This is a genomic window from Pseudomonas sp. A-B-19 (genome assembly GCF_019947515.1).
In the GTDB taxonomy this organism is placed as follows: Bacteria; Pseudomonadota; Gammaproteobacteria; order Pseudomonadales; family Pseudomonadaceae; genus Aquipseudomonas.
This window is the reverse complement of record NZ_JAGYGN010000008.1, coordinates 125,476-143,783: the sequence shown is the minus strand read 5'-3', so window position 1 is coordinate 143,783 and position 18,308 is coordinate 125,476. Positions and strand designations below refer to the sequence as shown.

Annotated in this window: 16 protein-coding genes and 1 pseudogene; 3 read left to right on the top strand and 14 right to left on the bottom strand. The window is 61.8% G+C overall.

All coding sequences use genetic code 11. The features are described 5' to 3' along the window. Nucleotides 1-60 precede the first annotated feature (60 nt). Both KGA81_RS11665 and KGA81_RS11660 read left to right on the top strand, forming a co-directional pair. Nucleotides 61-1,554 (top strand): sensor histidine kinase, encoded by a 1,494-nt coding sequence (locus tag KGA81_RS11665; protein ID WP_223545942.1) that lies wholly within the window; start codon nucleotides 61-63, stop codon nucleotides 1,552-1,554. Then, nucleotides 1,523-2,959 (top strand): sigma-54-dependent transcriptional regulator, encoded by a 1,437-nt coding sequence (locus tag KGA81_RS11660; RefSeq protein ID WP_223545941.1) that lies wholly within the window; start codon nucleotides 1,523-1,525, stop codon nucleotides 2,957-2,959. Before KGA81_RS11665 ends, KGA81_RS11660 begins: the two co-directional genes overlap by 32 nt. 62 nt (nucleotides 2,960-3,021) lie before the next feature. On the opposite strand, the gene KGA81_RS11655 is transcribed toward KGA81_RS11660, so the two are convergent. After that, nucleotides 3,022-3,399, bottom strand: a complete 378-nt coding sequence (locus KGA81_RS11655) for a hypothetical protein (protein WP_223545940.1) — start codon at nucleotides 3,397-3,399, stop codon at nucleotides 3,022-3,024. 171 nt (nucleotides 3,400-3,570) lie between these two features. Here KGA81_RS11655 and KGA81_RS11650 point away from each other — a divergent pair, with 171 nt between their 5' ends. After that, nucleotides 3,571-4,383 (top strand): class I SAM-dependent methyltransferase, encoded by an 813-nt coding sequence (locus KGA81_RS11650; RefSeq protein WP_223545939.1) that lies wholly within the window; start codon nucleotides 3,571-3,573, stop codon nucleotides 4,381-4,383. Nucleotides 4,384-4,397: 14 nt separating this feature from the next. Here KGA81_RS11650 and KGA81_RS11645 read toward each other — a convergent pair whose 3' ends face one another. The 13 genes and pseudogenes from KGA81_RS11645 to KGA81_RS11585 form a co-directional block, all read right to left on the bottom strand. Then, on the bottom strand, nucleotides 4,398-4,706 hold the full coding sequence (locus tag KGA81_RS11645) for an addiction module antidote protein (RefSeq protein WP_057397260.1): 309 nt from the start codon (nucleotides 4,704-4,706) through the stop codon (nucleotides 4,398-4,400). A gap of 2 nt (nucleotides 4,707-4,708) precedes the next feature. After that, nucleotides 4,709-4,888, bottom strand: a pseudogene (locus KGA81_RS11640) (type II toxin-antitoxin system RelE/ParE family toxin); the annotation flags it as partial. Between the two features lie 290 nt (nucleotides 4,889-5,178). Then, the gene (locus KGA81_RS11635) at nucleotides 5,179-5,973 is read right to left on the bottom strand and encodes a carbohydrate deacetylase (protein WP_223545937.1); all 795 of its coding nucleotides are present in this window, start codon (nucleotides 5,971-5,973) and stop codon (nucleotides 5,179-5,181) included. Further along, nucleotides 5,945-7,156, bottom strand: a complete 1,212-nt coding sequence (locus tag KGA81_RS11630; protein ID WP_223545936.1) for a GNAT family N-acetyltransferase — start codon at nucleotides 7,154-7,156, stop codon at nucleotides 5,945-5,947. The genes KGA81_RS11635 and KGA81_RS11630 overlap by 29 nt, the downstream gene beginning before the upstream one ends. A 4-nt stretch (nucleotides 7,157-7,160) precedes the next feature. Next, entirely contained in the window at nucleotides 7,161-7,847 is a 687-nt protein-coding gene (locus tag KGA81_RS11625; protein ID WP_223545935.1) for an N-acetyltransferase, read from the bottom strand. An 82-nt stretch (nucleotides 7,848-7,929) separates the two neighbouring features. Then, on the bottom strand, nucleotides 7,930-9,849 hold the full coding sequence (locus KGA81_RS11620) for a hypothetical protein (RefSeq protein WP_223545934.1): 1,920 nt from the start codon (nucleotides 9,847-9,849) through the stop codon (nucleotides 7,930-7,932). After that, entirely contained in the window at nucleotides 9,846-11,150 is a 1,305-nt protein-coding gene (locus KGA81_RS11615) for a lipopolysaccharide biosynthesis protein (RefSeq protein ID WP_223545933.1), read from the bottom strand. Before KGA81_RS11615 ends, KGA81_RS11620 begins: the two co-directional genes overlap by 4 nt. Next, nucleotides 11,147-12,148 carry a polysaccharide deacetylase family protein gene (locus tag KGA81_RS11610; RefSeq protein WP_223545932.1) on the bottom strand — a complete coding sequence of 334 codons (1,002 nt, stop codon included), beginning with the start codon at nucleotides 12,146-12,148 and terminating at the stop codon, nucleotides 11,147-11,149. Before KGA81_RS11610 ends, KGA81_RS11615 begins: the two co-directional genes overlap by 4 nt. 12 nt (nucleotides 12,149-12,160) lie before the next feature. Next, nucleotides 12,161-13,297, bottom strand: coding sequence for a glycosyltransferase (locus tag KGA81_RS11605; protein WP_223545931.1), 1,137 nt, complete (start codon nucleotides 13,295-13,297; stop codon nucleotides 12,161-12,163). Continuing rightward, nucleotides 13,290-14,258: a glycosyltransferase gene (locus tag KGA81_RS11600; protein WP_223545930.1), complete on the bottom strand. Its 969-nt coding sequence runs from the start codon at nucleotides 14,256-14,258 to the stop codon at nucleotides 13,290-13,292. The genes KGA81_RS11605 and KGA81_RS11600 overlap by 8 nt, the downstream gene beginning before the upstream one ends. Then, complete coding sequence (locus tag KGA81_RS11595) at nucleotides 14,255-15,622, bottom strand: O-antigen ligase family protein (protein WP_223545929.1); 1,368 nt, start codon at nucleotides 15,620-15,622, stop codon at nucleotides 14,255-14,257. Before KGA81_RS11595 ends, KGA81_RS11600 begins: the two co-directional genes overlap by 4 nt. Further along, nucleotides 15,619-16,713, bottom strand: coding sequence for a glycosyltransferase family 4 protein (locus tag KGA81_RS11590; protein WP_223545928.1), 1,095 nt, complete (start codon nucleotides 16,711-16,713; stop codon nucleotides 15,619-15,621). Before KGA81_RS11590 ends, KGA81_RS11595 begins: the two co-directional genes overlap by 4 nt. After that, complete coding sequence (locus KGA81_RS11585) at nucleotides 16,710-18,302, bottom strand: GumC family protein (protein ID WP_223545927.1); 1,593 nt, start codon at nucleotides 18,300-18,302, stop codon at nucleotides 16,710-16,712. Before KGA81_RS11585 ends, KGA81_RS11590 begins: the two co-directional genes overlap by 4 nt. Nucleotides 18,303-18,308: the final 6 nt, after the last annotated feature.

Below are 18,308 nucleotides of genomic sequence, written 5' to 3'. Positions count from 1 at the left end.
ACCTACACTGACTTGATACCCGGCTGGAAAGGCTCGATTTCAAAGACTCAGGACACAGCCATGCAGATACTGGAACAACAAAAAGTAGCTGCGCCGCCGGCTCCGGCAGTACCGGGCAAGGGCTGGCGGCCGCGGTTCAATTTGCTGCGCTGGTTCTCCCTGGCAAGCTTTTTCATCATCGCCGTGGTGGCGCTGGGGCTGGGTTACATCTCCACGCGCTTTGTAGTCGATGAAAGCCTCGAGCGCGATTCGATGCTGACTGCGCAGTTCATCAAAGCCATTGGCGAGGCCGAAATCCGTCATGCCAGGATTTCACCGGACAGAACCATAGGCGAAATGCTCGACCCGCGTCTGGACCATGCCGATTCCGACATCAACCCCGAAGCCCGGGCCTCCGCGCGCTTTGAGTTTCTCGACCATGTGGAGCATTTGCCGGACATAATGCTGGCGACGGTGTACGCCGAGGACCGCACCGTGGTCTGGTCGACAAACTCCGAGTTGATCGGCATACGCATCGAAGACAACAAGGAGCTGGATAAATCCTTCCAAATGAAATCGCCGGTGTCCACCCGCTACCACGAGATCGATGAGGAACGCCCCGAGCAGCGCCTGCTGCGTGAGCCGGAACACCTGTTCGTCGAGAACTACATTCCGATGTTCAATGCCGACAGAAGCAAAGTGATTGCCATGGTGGAGATCTACAAGGAACCGGTGGACCTGGTGGCGCGCATCCAGCGCGGCTTCAAGGCGATCTGGCTGGCCACCCTGATCGGCGGGGCGGTCATTTACCTGGGGCTGTTCTGGATCGTCCGGCGCGCGGCGATACAGCTGCAGAACCAGCAGAACCAGTTGATCGCCAACGAAACCTTTGTCGCCTTGGGGGAAATGTCCTCGGCGGTCGCCCACAGCCTGCGCAATCCACTGGCGAACATCCGTTCCAGCGCCGAACTGGCCCAGGACATCGCCAGCCAGACCGCACAGAAAAACATTGGCGACATCATCAATCAGGTCGATCGCATGTCGCGCTGGGTCCGTGAATTGCTGGTGTCGTTGCGGCCGATGAATGACGACTTTGAAACGGTTGACCTGGTGCTGGCCCTCGATGACACCTTGAGTGCCTTCGAGTCCCTGATCAAGCGCTCGAACGTCGAAGTGCGTTTCTCTCCTGTCAGCGTGCCACAGGTCGTCAGCCAACAAGTGTTGCTCACGCAGATTCTCAATAGCCTGTTTGCCAACGCACTGGAAGCCATGCCCAAGGGGGGCGTGTTGACGATCGAGATCGATTCTTCTGTGCCCGGCGACTTGAGCATGATCCTGACCGACACCGGCAAGGGGATCTCCAAACAACAGCAACAAATGGTCTTCAAGCCGTTTTTCACCACCAAGCAAGGCGGTTTGGGTGTGGGCCTGGCCCTGGTCAAGAGGATAATGGAGCGTTTTGACGGCTCGGTCGAACTGACCAGCCGGGAGCAGGAAGGAACCCGTGTTTGTCTCAATTTCAAAGTGGCAACGGGAGGAGCGTATGGAGCACAGCATTCTGCTGGTCGAGGATGACGAAATTCTCGCCGAGAATATTCAGAATTACCTGGAGCGCAAGGGCTTCGAGGTGACCGTTTGCCACTCGGCCGAAGATGCACTGGAGCAATTGGGCTCCTTCGCTCCTGACGTGGTACTGACCGACAACTCGTTGCCGGGCATGAGTGGCCACGACCTGATCCAGAAGCTGCGTGTCATCGCGCCGGATCTGAAAGTGATCATGATGACCGGCTACGGCAACGTCGAAGACGCCGTGGCGGCGATGAAAGAGGGCGCCTTTCACTACGTCACCAAACCGGTGGCCCTGCCGGAGCTCAAGCAGCTGCTGGACAAGGCACTGGCCACCGACCGCATGGAGCGCACGCTGTCGTTTTACCAGGAGCGCGAGGCCCAGAAGTCGGGGTTGCAGGCGCTGATTGGCGAGTCGGCCCCGATGATGTACCTCAAGGGCACCATCAGCCAGTTGCTCGACGCCGAACGGCGGATGGCCAACAGCGATCTGCCGCCGGTCCTGGTGGAAGGCGAGACCGGCACCGGCAAGGAACTGGTGGCCCGGGCCTTGCATTTCGACGGCTCGCGCGCCAAAGGCCCGTTCATTGAATTCAACTGCGCTTCGATCCCGTCCAATCTGGTGGAGTCGGAACTGTTCGGCCACGAGAAGGGCGCCTTCACCGACGCCAAGGAACGTCGCATGGGGCTGGTGGAAGCGGCCGATGGCGGCACGCTGTTCCTCGATGAAATCGGTGAAATGGACCTGCTGTTACAAGCCAAGCTGCTGAAACTGCTGGAAGACCGGACCATTCGCCGGGTCGGTTCGGTGAAGGAGCGCAAGGTCGATCTACGGGTGATCAGCGCCACCAACTGCAATCTCGAGCAAATGGTCCAGCAAGGCAAATTCCGCCGCGACCTGTTTTTCCGCCTGCGCATCATTTCGATCAAGGTGCCGCGCCTGTATGCCCGTGGCAACGATATCCTGCTGCTGGCCCGGCACTTCCTGGCGCTGCATGGCAAACGCTACGGCAAGCCGAACCTGCATTTCAGCAATCAGGCTGAAGAGTTGCTGCTCAGCTACAGCTGGCCGGGCAACGTGCGGGAATTACGCAACATGCTGGAGCAAACCGTATTGCTGGCGCAAAGCGATACCATCGCCGTCCATCAGTTGAACGTCTGCCTGAGCCTGGTGGATGAACCACCGATGTTTCATCCCGAGCAGCAACATTTCAGCGAGCCACGTCCGGCCAACGGTAACGGTAGCGAATCCATGAACCTGCCGGAAGTGGAGCGTGACATGGTGCGCAAGATGCTCGACAAAACCGACTGGAACGTCACCAAATCGGCACGCCTGCTCGGTCTTAGCCGGGACATGTTGCGCTACCGGATCGAAAAGCTCGGCCTCGCCCGCCCGGACAAACGCCAGTGCTAGGGGGCGTTTTCAATTGGTTACCCAATGCGGTGGGGAAACCAATTGAGAGCGCCCCCTGGTGCTCACTGCAGCACCGGGCCCTGCCTCATGCAGGACTGCACGCAACCGGAGTCCTGGACTTCCTGGTTCACGTAGACGCCATGTTCCGGATCGTAGGTGCGGACAAACACGCGAACCGTGGCGTCGGCCACGGTCGGCAGGCGCGAGTCGTAAAACACGTGCTCGCTTGAAACCGGAATGAATTCCCCGGGCGCGGTCGGGATGTACGAACCCGGCGGTACGGTGCTCATGGACGGTGGTACGGGGTGGGCGAAGGGTTGGTCGGCGCCGTAGTAGTTGAATTCACTGCTGTAGTTGGTGGCGGGCATGTCGTCGGCGTGGGCGACGGCGGTCGCGCTCAGGCAGACGGCGAGCAACAGCGTCAGACTGGATTTGTTCATGGCAACACCTGCGCAATCGGTTTAATCACATGTCCCCAAGGTCATTAACTATAGCTGCCGCCGTGGGCAGCCGTTGGCGCTGTGCGGATTACAAGTTCGCAACACTTGCCAGGATAAGGTTGAACTAGACTCCGGTCGGTCAAATCGATGACCCGAACCCTGGAGCGTGCAATGGAACTGCCGACAAAAGAACAAGCCATCGCCAGTAACCGCGAGGCCTGGAATGACTCCGCCCGTCACCACAAAGACTCAAGCGAATGGCAATCCTTGTCGAAGGACGTGGCTCACGCGGATTTCTCCTGCCTGGATGACACCTTGACCGCCTTGCTGACCCAGACGGGTGTCGACGGCAAGGAGGTGGTGCAACTGGGCTGTAACAACGGACGCGAAAGCCTGTCGCTGTTTGCCCTGGGCGCGCGCAGCGTGGTGGGCGTCGACCAGTCTGAAGCGTTTCTCGAGCAGGCACGAGAACTGGCGTCCCGCTCGCCCCATGCGCCGCAATTCATCGAAGCGGACATTCACCACTTGCCTGCGCAACTGCAGGAGCGCTTTGATCTGGCGCTGATCACCATCGGCGTGCTGAACTGGATGCCGGACATCGGCGAATTCTTGCGCCATGTGGCGCGCACGCTGAAACCGGGTGGCTCGCTGGTGGTGTACGAAACTCATCCGTTCCTGGAAATGTTCGACCCCGAGGCAATCGATCCTTTTCGCCTGGCCAGTTCATACTTCCGCCGCGAACCGTTCGTGCAGCACGAACCGATCGTCTACGAAGGCAAGGTCGAACAACCGTCGGCCGCGTCCTACTGGTTCGTCCACACCCTGGGCGACCTCTTCAGTGCCGCGATTGCGGCAGGGTTGCAGATCCGTCACTTCAAGGAGTATCCGCACTCCAATCGCGAAGAACTCTATGACCGCTATCAGCAGCAGGTGGCGCAGTTGCCGTTGTGTTTTACGTGGGTGGTGGTGAAACCAGCGACATAACGCGCAGAATCAAATCAGAGATTTGAGTGATTGACGGTGTGCCCTGGCTGCGCGCAGAGGTCTATGCCCAGGGCATGAATGACCTTCAGGACCGTATCGAAACGTGGTTTTGCTCCCGGCGCGAAGGCTTTGTAGAGGCTTTCGCGACCCATTCCCGAGTCTTTGGCTATCTGTGTCATGCCACGGGCTTTTACCACATAGCCGATAGCGCGAAGAAACTCCTCATTGTCACCGTCTGCCAGTACCTGAGACAGATACTCGCTAATGGCCTCATCACTGTCGAGCAGCGCCGCCATGTCGAAAGTAGTCAAAGTCTGGCTCATGGTTAAACCTCCTTTGCCATTTTTTTTGCGCGTTTGATATCGGCGGTTTGAGATGACTTGTCACCTCCGGCCAGCAGGACAATGACGACACCACCTCGCATCGTGAAGTAAACCCGGTATCCGGCACCCACGTCTACGCGCATTTCAGAAACGCCATCACCGACAGCCTTGTTGTCGCCAATAGCCATGGAGCAAAAAGCGGCATAAACACTGTAACCGGTGTCCGGGATTACCTGACCAGTTCAGCTTGCTCGCGAAAAACCTGAGAGCACCGCGGGGTGTCAGGCTCCCCGCGTCATCGTTGACCTCCATCGCGAGCAAGCTCGCTCCTACAGGCTTTTCCAAGTGACCCGCCGTAAGGGCGGAACCATTAGAGGCCGTTACCGCAGCAATGGATATGTACACCTGCAAAAATCCACGCCGCCTGCCACACCGCCATCGCGAGCAAGCTCGCTCCCACAGGGATTGCGGATTACTCCATAACGACCCGCGCACGGTGAGGCGCAGCATCGCGGGCAGCGGTATAGGCCACCCGCGGCACACCCGCCAAGCGCTGTTCCAGCAGTGCACTCAAAGACTCTCCCGGTTCCAGGTAGGCATCGCCGAAGTCGGCGCCGAGCTGGTTCGGGTGGGCGACGATTTCCAGCAGTCCGTCGGGTGGCGGCTCGGCGTTGCGCAGATCCACCGGGGTGCACACGTAGTCGGCGGTGGCGCCGGCCAGGTTGCTCAGACGACGGTTGAGCAGGTCCTTGAACACGCGCTTGGGCAGGCTGAGGTTTTGCCCCAGGTTGCGCGCCAGACGCACCGGTACCCCCTGGCGGGCGGCGAAGCGCGCGACGATCTCACCGATCGGCCAGATGTTGTGCACGTGTTGATGGGAGTCCAGGTGGCTGGGGCGCAGGCCGTTGTCCAGGCAGCGCTGCCACTGGGCTTCGAGTTCTTCCAGTACGGCGTGGCGATCCCGGCGCCCGAGCCAGAGGCGGGTGCGGGACAGGTTGAGATCGAACACGCCGGCAGCGTCGCAAAACGTCGGGCGTTGCACAATGCTCTGGCTCAATGGACGGCCGTAGGTCAGGTTGAAGTGCAGGCCGATGCGGCCTTCGAGCAACGGATGCCGGGCCATGGCACAGGCCGCTTCGAACGCCGGCATATTGGCCATGGCGGTGGCGGAGCTGATGAGCCCGGCCTGGAACGCGCCCAGGATCACCGCGTTTTCGCAGGCACTGAGGCCGAAATCGTCAGCGTTGACTATCACTTGCCGAGGCATGTTTACCCTCCTTGAGGTTTTCCGTAGGCGCAGGCGTTTTGACGACAGGTGTCGCGCCGGGTGTCGGGGTGGCGACTGCGGCCGCCGCGCGCCGGGCGCGCCATTGCTGCAATCGGGGTTTGAAGCGTTGCCAGACCCGCAAGGCCAGCCCCAGCACCAGACCGCCTGGACGCCAGGAGTAAAAACTCCAGCGCCAGTGTTCCAGTTGCCCGGTCATGCGTTCGTGCAGTTGATGGCTTGAGTTTTCCAGGCTGACCCGTGACGCATCGATCCACTGCCAGTGGTCTTCCAGGCCCCAGCGAATCCACTCATCGAGTAGCACCCGGCCGCTGCCCAGGTCGGCATATTGCGGCAGGAACGCCAGGTTGTAGTCGTACAGTCGGCCCTGTTCCAGCAAGCCGAGGCGATAGCTGATGCAGCGCCCCTCCAGCTCCAGCACCACCACGCGCACCAGGCCCCGGGCCGCGAGGGCGGTGAAGGCGCGGTCCATCCACTGGCGATGACGGGCATCGGAAAAGATCCCGACCCCTTCATCACCTTTCCAGCTCACCGCTTCGACTTCACTGATGTCCTGCAACAGCGGCCCCATGGTCAGGGCGTCGGGGGTAATCCGCCGCACCTGGGCCCCGCATGCGGCGATGCGTTTGCGCGCGCGGCGCAGTTTGTAGCGCGGGTCGCCGGAGACTTCCTGATGGTCGGCCTCGCTGATCAGGTGCACCGGCACCCGACAACTGAGGCGTTGTTCGGCGGTCGAACTCAGTGCCTGCCACGGTGCCAGGGCCTGCGCCGTGGAACCGGCCAGTTCGTTGAGTTGCAGCATGGCATGGGGCAGGTGTTGACGGATCTGTGTCAACGCCTTGCGCATAGCGTCGTCGTCCAGCCTCGTCAGCAGTGCGAGGCGGTCGGCGAGGGGATAGCCCAAATGATGCAGGACCCGAAACGGCAACCGCGCAAAGCGCTCCACGGACGCCACCAGCGGCAGGCACAGCGCCAGTTCGTCACCCTGCCAGCCGAGCAGCACATGCAACTGCTCGCCGGGCCTGAGTGCCAGTTCCGAAGCGTATAGCCAGGCCAGTTTGTTGAACGGCGTATGGTCCGTTACGCGCTGGCGCAACGCTTCGTAAGCTGCTATCGGAAAGTCGTCGGTACACAGCGAAGTGCGCCATTCGAATCGTGCAGACATAAGATCAGCTCGCCTCGGCGGGAACAGGAGAGGGTGCCGGTTTGCGCAAGGCATCCAGGCGTGAACCGCTGTAGCGGGTTTCGCGGAAGAAGCGCCAGCCGAACAGGTGATAGATGTTCATGATCCGTCCTTGCTCGCGATACCCCATGCGGATGTGCAGCTTGAGCGCGGGAATGTTATGGGACTCGCAGATATCCACCACTTTGTTGCAACCCTGATCAGCCATGGCTTTCCACAGGTTCAGCTGGAAATCGACCGACAGCGTGGTGCCCCGGTAGGCAGGAATCTGCTCGAGAGCGAACTCGAAGAACTCACCTGGCTTCACCGGGAACATGCAGCCGTAGTAATGACGGTCGAAATAATCGCGTGTACTGCCCCAGATAAAGGCCACGGCATCGCCGTTTTCATCCAGGTACATATGCCCGGTGTACCCTTCGCGGGCCAACTCGGCCATGGTGCCCACGCGATCGCCGAAGTGCCTGGCGAACGCCACGGCGTTTTGTGGGGTGATGGTTTCCAGTCGCAGCGGTGTATAGGGCCGAAGCTTGTGTGGCGGTACCGGGCTCGCCAGATCGCGCTCCATCCACAACAGTTCTTCGTGGAAAAACACGTAGTGTTTCCACAACTTGCCGACGGTGGCGCGCAGGCCTTTTTGCTTGATGTGATCGCTCAGTTTTTTCAGAACATTCATGTTTTTGACTCCTGACGGTGTTGGCCGTGAGTGGAGTGACTCAATGCGCGGCGAATCGTCCACGGGCAAAAATAAATGACGTTCATGAGGCGCTCCAGCTGAGGGCAAACAGGGTTTCCCCCGGTAAGTCGAAGCTGATGCGATCCTCCAGGCATTTGAAAGATGCGTCGCGACTGTGGTTGTCGGCGCCGAAATAGCGCAATGAGCCCAGGGGCAATGGACATTGCGCGCCGGCCAGGCTCACACGCTGCAAGCGTGAGCCTTTGTTGACGCCCAGCAGGCTGCGTTGCTGTCCGCCAGACATGGCCAGCACGTCAACCTCGAAGGCGTCGTTCTCCAGACGCATGACATCGTGTAGCCAATGCTGGCGGATGAATTGCTGCGCCAGGCCTACGGGCTTGAGCTCGTATTCATCCTTGCCGAGCGCACGCAACATGCCCTTGGGATACTCAGGTTCGTCGGCGGCCTGAAACCAGCCGAGCATGTCGAGCAAGCCGTCCTGGGAAGCATTGATGATGACCGAGGCCCACCATAACGAGGCGTAGTGGGTTTCCTGATCGTAAGGGCTGAGGCTGGCCCCGCTGGACATGTTGGTCTGGTCCAGCAACAAGGCTTTGCGCGGTCGTCCCTGGGCGTCGAGCCCCACCAGCTCTGCCGCTTTGCGTACGCTGTCGCGGTAGACGCGGGTCGCCAGCAGGTCGCGGACCATCCATTCGTGCCACGCCAGCGCATCGATCTTGTCGCCGGATTCGGCCAGCAAGCGACGGGCCCAGTCGATGCCGCGCTTGTCGGCGGCATTGTCGACGAACGGGCCATTGACGAACCGGGAGCTGGCCGGCATGGCGATGCGTACGCCGGCTTTGGCGTTGTCCGGGTTGCTGCGCACTTGCCAGGCCATGCTGTTGAAGAGGCGCTTGTAGGTTGCGTAGTCCGGGTAGTTGAGGTTCGGTTCGTCGGCAAAGCCGATGTAGTGCGTGCCTTTGCCGCCGAGTGCACGTGTGGCGGCGAGCCAGGCGTCGAGGCCGGCGTTGCTGGTGGCGTCGGCGCGCAGGTCGGCCTTGCGCTGACGGCCGGCCAGCAGGGTGATGTCCTGAGTGATGCCCAAGCGATCCTGATACAGCCGGCGGAACACGTCTTCGTAATGCGGCCGCGTCGCCATGATGTCGACCAGGCTGTAATAGGATCCGGCCTGTGGTTGCAGGGCATCGAGCACGGCGAAACTGGAATCCGGCAGTCGCGCATAGGGCAGGGCGATACCCAGGTTCGGGGTCTTGCCGAGCACGTCTTGGTGCAGCGTCAGCCGGGTCTGGCCTTCTTCTTCGCGCAAGGGTTTGAGCTGTTGCGGGTTTTGGGCGAACAGGTTGGCCGTGCCATCGAGCCAGAATGCAACCTTGCCGCTACCGCGCAGTTGCAAGCGCCAGACTTGATCGGTGGTGGCAACGGGCAACTCGACTTTGTCGAACTGCCAATAGGCGGGGTAAGGCTTGAGAGGCAGTGAAAGCTGTTGGCCGTCACTCACGCGCTGCGCTTGCAATGCGCCGACCCCGCCGTGGAATTTACCGGCCAGCACCGCGTGCTCACCGGCCGCGACCTTGAAGTACAACTCGTCACCGTCCCTGGGCTCGGCGCTGAAATGCACCTTGGCCGGGGCGAACAGTGCGACGGTGTGGTCGTCGTGCTCAACCGTATAACGGCGGAAGCTGTAGCCAGGAATTTCCAGCCGATAACTGGCGGCGCCCGGCGCCAGGTCCCAGCGTTGGCTACCGCTGGGCTCATTGGCGGCTATCAGTCGTTCGCTCTGGAGTTTTCCCTGGCCATCGAGCAGGTAGAGGTGTTCTTCGTTGGCTTGTGCCTGCCACGCCGGGGTCCAGAGCACGGTCAGGGTGTCGGGGCGGTCCGTTTGCAGGTACAGGCTGGCGTCGCGGATATCGGCCCAACGCATGGGCGCAGCTTCGGCGCCCAGCCCGAGGCCGAGACTCACCAGCAATAACAGGTGTTTCATGCCGATTTCCGTTGCAGCATCAGCAGCATTGGCGCGATGTCGCCGGGCAGGACGATGAGCGTTTGCCAGACCGGCACGTGGCTCAACCGGCAATACACCACTAGCAGCGCCAGGGTCACGGCCAGGTACGCGATAGAGGACGCGGCTGCGGCGCCGACGATGCCGTAGGCAGGGATCAGCAGCACATTGAGCGCCAGGTTGAGCAGGGCGCTGAGGCCCATCAACAACGAAATCGTGCCGGGCCGGTTTTTGCCCAGCAGGTCCAGGCGCAGAATGCTCATGTAGCACAGACCAAACAGGCCCGGCAGCAGCGCCAGCAACGCAGGGTAGGCAGGCTGATAGGCCTCGCCAAACAGCGTCACGATCAACCATTCACCGACCGCTGCCATGCTCAGGCAAGCGCCGAGCATCACCGTAGCGGTCAAGCGCAAGGCCAGTGGCGTGACTTTTTCGATGCCTTCCTCCTGTTGCAGCAGGCGCTTCATCAGCGGCGTGGTCACCGCTTCCGGAACGATCAGCAGCAACTCGGCGGCCGCGCTGGCCATGGCGTAGTGACCCAGCGCCGTGGTGCCGAGCAGGGCGCCGATGAACAGGTAGTCGGAGCGCAGAATCACTTGCTGGAACAGCAGGTCCGGATGGCTGCGGGCGCTGTAGCGCAGCAGTTCGTTTTGACTGGCGCGGTCCCATTGCAGGCTCAGCGGATGCTCGCGCTTGAGCCACACCCAACCGGCCAGCACCACCAGGCTGATCCCCGTCAGCCAACTGATCAGCGCGGCTTCCAGGGCCGCGCTTTGCCACATCCAGAACAGGGCAAGGAACACCAGCAGCGGCGCCAGCGACTCGATCAGGCGCAAGGCATTGAAGGCGACCACGCCGCCCGAGGCGTTGTGCAACGTCAGCAAGCCGCTTTTGAGCACGGTCAGCGGCACTGCCAGCAGCAACAGCCAGGCGAGCAGGCCCAATTGCACGGTGATGTCCAGTTCTTTGCCGAACTCGCGGGTCAGCGCCACCACCAGCAAGGTCAGCAACGCCGCCAGCAGACAACCGAACAGCAGCACCTGGCTGAGCAGCAAGCCCATCGGTCGCTGCTTGGCCGCCTGATAGCCCACCGCTGAATTCAAGCCGCCGCTGGTGGCGGCGCTGATCAGGTCAGGCAGGGTGTTGAGCAGGGCAAACAAGCCCCGTTCGCTGGGGCCGAGAATCCGCGCCAGTAATATGTTCCGCAGCAAGCGCAGGGCGATCATCGCCAGCTTGGTGCCCATGCTCAGGGCCAGGTGCCTGAGGTAGTTGCTGCGGCTCATGGACGTGCCCCACGGTAGATGCGCCAGGACAGCAACCCGGGATCGCGCGCGGTACGCTGGCTCACGCCGAAGCGTGGCAGGGCCAGCGGATCTTCGGCCCCTCGATATATACCGGTGCCGGTACCCAGGGCAAACGGGAAGTCATGCCTGGCCACCTGTTGGCGCACCCGCGCATCGTGGTCGCCATTGGGGTAGCAGTAAACCGGCAACGGCCGGTTGCAGCCGTGGAGCAGCGCGTCGCGACTGCGGCTCAGTTCTTCGTCCAGGCGTTGATCGTCGAGGCCGGTGAGGATGGCGTGGCTGGCACCGTGGGGGCCGAAGCGCACCAGGCCGGACGCTTCCAGGTAGCGCACTTGCTGCCAGTCCAGTGCCTGGGGCAACGACTCTTGCGGGCAGGCGTCGGTCAGGCGATTGAGGTCCAGCGGTGACAGGGTTTTCAGGCTCTGCAAAAAATTCAGCAGTGCGAGGCTGCGGCGTTGTTCATCCGGGTTTTCGCACAGTACCGGCAGCGGACGCCCAAGTTGCTGCAGGCATTCGATCAGATGCCGGCGTGCCGGTTCGCCATGGCTGTTCCACAGGGTTTCGCCGATGCTTTCCCACCAGAACCGTTGGCGGCTGCCGATGAAATCGGTGGACAGAAAGATGCTCGCCGGCACCTGGTGTTTTTGCAGCAACGGGAAGGCATTCAGCGCGTTGTCGCGCCAGCCGTCGTCGAAGGTCAGCGCCACTTTCGGCCGCTCCGAACGCGGCGTGCCGGGTTGCAGAATGTCCATCAGCGGCACGCAGTCGAAGTGTTTTTTCAACCACACCAGCAAGTGTTCAAAGGCCTTTGGCCCGACGCACAGTTCATTGCGATGGGGCAGTTCGGCGGCCTGGTCGCTGGCCAGCACCCGGTGCAGCATCAGGATCACCCCGGCGCCGTGCAGTTGGTTGCGCCCGACCGGGGAGTTCAGGTACAGCCAGCCACTGGTGCGTTTTAACAGTTGTTTGATCGCCACGGCACGCACCTCTCATCGATTTTGCTCGGGGTTCCATTGGGCGTAACGCTGCCCGCGCAGGAACTGCCACAGGCCGATGCTCATCCCGGCAAGGGTCACCAGGAGGAACGCGGCCAGGCGAAAGGGTTTGGGCAAGCGGTGTTGCGAATCCAGCAGGCCGGCAATGGCCATCGTGTAACCGAGCAGTTGTGCGATCAGGCTCAGGCGATAAAAGCCGTGGTCTTCCCACAGCCAGAAATTGCTCAGCAGCAACGGCAGCAACAGGATCGGCGCCAGCCGCCGGATCAGCTTGTGGCTGATCAAGGCAATCGCATACAGGCCGTGGGTCAGCGGATTCATCAGCGCCCGGCGCTCGGCCAGGCTTTGCAAGCCACCCACGGTGACGCGCTGACGACGGCGAAATTGCTTGTCAGCTTCGTCCACGCCCTGGTCGATCACCCGGGCCTGGGGCACGTAGACAATCCGCTTGAACGCCACTGGGGCGCAGGTGCTGATAAAGAAGTCGTCGTTGACCTGCGCCGGCACGTTCTGGAATAACTCGCGGCGCAGGGCGAGCAATGCGCCGTCGGCGGAGACCATGCAGCCGGTGCGGTTTTCCACGTAGCGCAGCCAGCCTTCGTAGTGCCGATACAGGCTGTCACCCACGCTCAAGCCCTTGCCGGTCACCGGGATCACCATGTGCCCGGCGCAGCCACCGACCTGCGGGTCGTTGAGCGGCGCGAGCAAATGGCCGAGGGTGTCGGTGGACCATTGGTTGTCGGCGTCGGTGAACACCAGGATCGCGCCGCTACTGATCGCGACCCCGGCATTGAGCGTCGCCGCCTTGCCCTGGCGGGGCAGGTCGAGCACGGTGATGCGCGGGTCCTCGACCCGGCGCGCGCAGGCCACTGTGTCATCGGTCGAGCCGTCACTGGCCAGGATGATGTGCAGCGAGCGGGCCTGATAATCCTGGGCCAGCACGGTGCGCAGTTTTTCTTCGATATGCCGCGCTTCGTTGTGCGCGGCAATCACGATGCTCACGTCCATCGGTTGTGCCGGTCCATGGCGCGGTGCCGGGTAAAACGGTGCCAGCAAGGTCAATAACAGGGGATAACCAAGGTAGGCGTAAACCGGTAGCAACAGGCACAACCAGTAAATGAATTCAGCCACGGGCGGGCCTCCTGGCATTCCAATGACAAAGGCTGAGGATGAACCCGGCGCCAGCCAGATGCAGGCGCACCCAGTGCAGGCCCCAGAGTTGCAGGGTCAGGAGCGGGTCGCGGTGCCTGGCACTCTGACGCAGGCTCAGGGCCAGGGCGGGCAGGACGGTCAGCAGCAGCATCAGCAGCGAATGCTGGGGGAAACCGTCGAACAGGGCGGAAATAGCCATGAAATCGATCACCCAGGCGGCAATCGACAGCAGCGGAAAGCGTAGCAAGCGCAGGCTCGGTCCATGGGTGCGCAGCAGTTGCAGATGACTGCCCTGGCGCCACAATTCCTTGCCCATCCATTCCCGCCAACTGCATTCGTAGCCCCAATGCAGCGCCACGCTTTGGTTGACCGAGCGCAGCTTGGCACCGGCGTCGACCAGGCGCATGGTCAGTTCCTTGTCCTCGCCGGTGCGCAGTTGTTCATTGAAACCACCGACCTTGTCGAACCAGCGACGACGCATCAGCAGGTTGCAAGTGGGCAGCCATTGCGCAACATGCAGCGGCTGCGTATCGGGGCGCAAGGTGCGGCGCTGCCAGGCGTCGGCGTACCACGGCGCTTCGGCCGGGGTGTGCAGGTCCAGACCGATGACATCGCCCTGGCCGCCGGACTCGAGGTCGAACAACAGCTTGAGCCAGTTCTCGGGCATCTCGACGTCGGCATCGATAAAGGCCAGCCACTCACCGCTGGCGACCGCCGCTCCGCGATTGCGCAATGCGCCGATGAGCAGGCCGGGCAGGACCAGAACCTGGGCACCAAGCTGCCGGGCAATGTCCGGGCCCTGGTCGTCGGAGCCGTTGTCGAGCACGATCAACTCGCATTCGACGTTGGCCGCCTCGGCGGCATGCCGTGCCGCGAGCAGGGTCCGGGCGATGTGCTGTTCCTCGTTGTACATCGGGATGATGATACTGATGCGGTTCATGCCTTGACCTCTTTGTGCGGGGCTTCTTCGGCTTTCGTGCGCAGCACGCCGGTCAACGCGAGCATGATCCACAGGTACTTGTGGTTCGGCGCGCTGAGGAACATCAGGAACAACGTCAATGACAGAAAGCTCATGCCCAGGTGGGTCATCAGATCGGCCTGATGCCCGTCTCCTCGCAACAGCCAGATGCGGCGGGCGCGGATCAGGTTGTACAACCCCAGGGCCAGCATGCCGACGAACATCAGGCCGGCGGGTATCCCCAGTTCACTGAAGATCTCCAGGTAGGTGTTGTGGGCGCGGCGGTACAGGTCGTCGGTCTTGCCGCTGAGGGCAAAGGTCTTGGCATAACCGGTGTGGGCGTAGTGCAGCGGGAACGTGCCGGGGCCGGTGCCGAGCAAGGGGTTCTCGGCGATCATGGCGCTGCCGACCACAATGTAGGAGGCGCGACGGCCCAGCGACGCGTCCTGACTCTTGGCCCCGGAGCTGAGGATGCTCAGCGACTGGATGCGCGCCACGTAACTGGCCGGCATCGCATACAGCCCAAGCGCAATCACAATCGTCAGGCCGAGCATGGCAAAGCCCAGGTGGCGTGGACGAATATGTGGCAACTGCGCGCGGTAGTGCCATGTGCCGATCAACAGGCTGAGGAGCAACACCACCAGCCCCGAACGGGATTCAGTCTTGGTCATGCCGGCCAGCAGCACGAGGGCACAGCCCCCCCAGAACAACCGGTGCAACCGGTTCGGGCTGCGCACCACCAGCAACAGTGCCATGGGCACGGCGAAGGCGATCATCAGGGCAAATTCGTTCGGGTCGTTGAGCATGCCGGACGCACGGCCTTCGTCCTGGTATTTGGCTGAGAACATCGCCATGGCGCAGGTCACCGCGACACTGACGGCAACCAGTCTGGCGAACATGTCGAGGTTCAACTCACGCCCGACCAGCAGGGTGATGACAAACAGAATCAGGCCGACGCTCAATTCGCGCAGGTGGCCCAGGGACATGTCCATGTTGTCGGTGTTCAACAGGCTCAGCATGTACAGCACCATGAACCCGACCAGCAAACGCCAGATATTGCTGCGCAGGCGCTCGGACGGCAGTTGGTGAATCGCCAGCTGCAGCATCAGGATCAGCGCCAGTGAAGCCCCGAGGAACTTGGAGCCCGACAACGCGCTGTCCTTGAACAGGCCCTCGAAAGGCAGGATGGCGACAATGCCCAGCAGGCCCCAGGTCGGCTTACGGTACAGCACCGCGACACCCACCAGGCCGAGCACCGCTCCAGGCGCCAGATACGGATAAGGGCTGGCTAGCAAACCGAGGCAGACCAGGCCGAGCAAACTGACGATCGAGAGCGGAACGATCACACGCGTGCCTCCCGTGCAGTCCGGATGTAAAGCTGCGACCAGCGTTCCGCCAGGACCTTGAGGTCATAGTGATCCCGTTGCGTACGTTTAGCGTTGTCGATCAACTCGCCGGCCAGGGCCGGGTCATCCAGCAGCGCGCCGATCTGGCGGGCGAGGGCGGTGCTGTCGGTGGGCGCGGCGAGCAGGCCGTTGTGGCGGTCCTGCAAGACATCGGGAATCCCGCCGACACCGAAGGCCGCCACCGGCACCCCGGCCTGCATCGCTTCGAGCAGAATCATCGGAGTGCCTTCGGTGCGCGAGCTGATCACCAATGCATCGAGTTGCCGCCACCAGGCGCGCATGTCGGTCTGGTAGCCCGGCAGCGTGATGCGCGCCTGCAAGCCTGCCTCGTCGATCCGTGCCTGCAGGCTTTCGCGCTCCGGCCCGTCGCCGAGCATCACCGCGTCCAGTTGCGGGTATTGCTGACACAACGGGATCAGCGCATCGAGAAACAGGTCAGGGCCCTTTTCGCTACTCAGGCGCCCGACGTAACCGGCCAGCCAGCGTTGACGTTCGCCACTGTGCGGTGGCAAGTCGTTGGCCGCCGGCAGGCCGTTGGGGATCACCTGCAACTTGTCGGTGCGCACCTTGGCCCGACGGTGCAGCGCCGCAATGCTTTCGGCGACACACACCACCCGGTTCACCGAGGCTGTGCGGCACAATTGCAGGCTCAGCCAGGTGTAGAACTTCTGCTTGCGACTGCGCGGAGTGAAGCCGTGCTGGGTGATCACCAGTGGCAGGCGCAACAGCGTGGCGCCGAGCCAGCCGAACAACAGGCCCTTGAAGTTGTGCGTATTGATCAGTGGCCGCTGGTCCCGTCGCTGGCGCAAATGCCCCAGCAATGCGCCCAGGCCTGCACAGCCGAGGCAATCGACACCGGCCTGGCGAAATCGCGTGATCAGCTCTGGCGGCGCATCGAGAAACAGCACCTGATGCTGCCCCGGCGTCGCCAGGCAATGATCCAGCAGCATCCGCTCGGCGCCATAGAAGCCGCCGCTGCTGAGCAAATGAATGATCGGCAGGTCGTGGGTGGTGCCGAGCGGCGCGTTCAATTGCGCACCCAATGCACGAGGGCCGGTACGCTCCAGTTCTTGTGCGGGTTGTTCGGCTGGGTGCTGTGATCATTGATCACCAGCAGCACCGGCAAGCCCAGCTCATGGGTGATTTGCGCAGGGTGCTTGAAGCGGTGGTCGAAGAACTCACGCACATAGACCAGGGCAATCGCCAGCAGCAAACCGGTGAACAGCCCGAACGGAATGATCAGCATCGGCTTGGGGAACGCCGCTTCCGTCGGTTCGAACGGCGGGCTGAGCACCCGTGCGTTGGACAGGTCGTTGTCCAGTGCGCGCGCCGTGCTGCTTTCAGCGAAGCGCTGGGCATAGGTGGCGAACGCCTTGTGCAGCGCGTTGATCTCGGTGTCCATCTGCCGCAGTTTGCTGCGGGTTTCCTGCAACTGATGGATGCGATTCTGGAACTCGGCAATGCGCGCGGTTTTCTGGTCGATGACCGAGCTGATCGTCATCAGGTCGCTGGTGCGCTCCTGAATCCGGTTGCTGACAATCTTCAGGAATTGCCCACGGGCCCGGATGATTTGCTCGCGGGCCATTTGCATCGGATCACTGCCAGGCTGCAAGACCGCCAGGTCGTCCATGTAGCGGCTGACCAGGGCCGTCAGTCGCTCGCCCAGTTGCTTGATCTCGCGGTCTTCGAACGCGACGCTGTCGACTGTGGTGGTGAAGGTGTAGGGGAAGGTGTAGTCGTTGAACCTGGCATTGTTGGCGGTCGCCAGGCTGGTTTTCAGGTAGTCGAGCCAGCGCTGGCTTTGCAGCAGTCGGTCCTGATACAGGTTGAGCGCCTGCTCCTCGGTGTTGATCGCGTTGAGGCGGAACGTGATTTCTTCCTTGGGGTCGGACGAACCGACGCTTTCGAGCAAGGCCAGGCGATTGGCTTCCAGGCCATCGAGACGCACCTGGTACTGCAATTTCTTGGTCTCGTAGAAACTCTGCGGCAGGTCGATCGATTGCATTTCCTGGCGGGTGACCAGGTAGTTTTGCAGCAGGGCAGTGACGAATCGGGTGCCCTGGGCCGGGTCAGGGAAGTGGTAGACGATCGAGATCACGTTGGAGCCCGGCAAGGTTTCAACCTTGAGGGCAGTGGACGCTTGTTGCGTGAGGGCATCGAGCAGGGTGTCGCGTACCGGATCGGTCTGCAGCCCGAGCAGGCTGCGAACCGGGTTGATCACGCGCTCGCGAACGGGATTGATCACAAACTGTTTGAGCGGCTGCACCAGCAGTGTGTTGAAGGCGCTCACGGGCTGTGTGTACTCACCCTTTTCGCGCAACTGGCCGATGGTCTGGCGGATCAAGGCTGGCGAACGCAGGATATTGCTCTCGGTCTCCATGTCGGCCAGCGACGGCGGAATGAAGGAAGCGTTTTCCTGAGTGAGGGTGCTGGTGGCATCCCCCTGGGAAATTTTCTTGGACTGCACGATCACCTGCGCGGTGATATCGAAACTCTGCTTGAGCAACAGTGGCAAGACCACGGCAATCACGGCAAAGACCAGGAAGACTCGCTTCACCAACTGCTTGTTGGCGAAGAAGATCCTGAAGAACTCATGCAGGTAGTTTTCCTTTGGATTCATGTGCGT

Excerpts from the sequence above, each read along its gene's own strand:
- KGA81_RS11600 (WP_223545930.1), bottom strand. The coding sequence starts at position 14,258 with ATGAACCGCATCAGTATCATCATCCCGATGTACAACGAGGAACAGCAC.
- KGA81_RS11650 (WP_223545939.1), top strand. The coding sequence starts at position 3,571 with ATGGAACTGCCGACAAAAGAACAAGCCATCGCCAGTAACCGCGAGGCC.
- KGA81_RS11620 (WP_223545934.1), bottom strand. The coding sequence starts at position 9,849 with ATGAAACACCTGTTATTGCTGGTGAGTCTCGGCCTCGGGCTGGGCGCC.
- KGA81_RS11630 (WP_223545936.1), bottom strand. The coding sequence starts at position 7,156 with ATGTCTGCACGATTCGAATGGCGCACTTCGCTGTGTACCGACGACTTT.
- KGA81_RS11655 (WP_223545940.1), bottom strand. The coding sequence starts at position 3,399 with ATGAACAAATCCAGTCTGACGCTGTTGCTCGCCGTCTGCCTGAGCGCG.
- KGA81_RS11585 (WP_223545927.1), bottom strand. The coding sequence starts at position 18,302 with ATGAATCCAAAGGAAAACTACCTGCATGAGTTCTTCAGGATCTTCTTC.
- KGA81_RS11625 (WP_223545935.1), bottom strand. The coding sequence starts at position 7,847 with ATGAATGTTCTGAAAAAACTGAGCGATCACATCAAGCAAAAAGGCCTG.
- KGA81_RS11660 (WP_223545941.1), top strand. The coding sequence starts at position 1,523 with ATGGAGCACAGCATTCTGCTGGTCGAGGATGACGAAATTCTCGCCGAG.
- KGA81_RS11645 (WP_057397260.1), bottom strand. The coding sequence starts at position 4,706 with ATGAGCCAGACTTTGACTACTTTCGACATGGCGGCGCTGCTCGACAGT.
- KGA81_RS11665 (WP_223545942.1), top strand. The coding sequence starts at position 61 with ATGCAGATACTGGAACAACAAAAAGTAGCTGCGCCGCCGGCTCCGGCA.
- KGA81_RS11615 (WP_223545933.1), bottom strand. The coding sequence starts at position 11,150 with ATGAGCCGCAGCAACTACCTCAGGCACCTGGCCCTGAGCATGGGCACC.
- KGA81_RS11635 (WP_223545937.1), bottom strand. The coding sequence starts at position 5,973 with ATGCCTCGGCAAGTGATAGTCAACGCTGACGATTTCGGCCTCAGTGCC.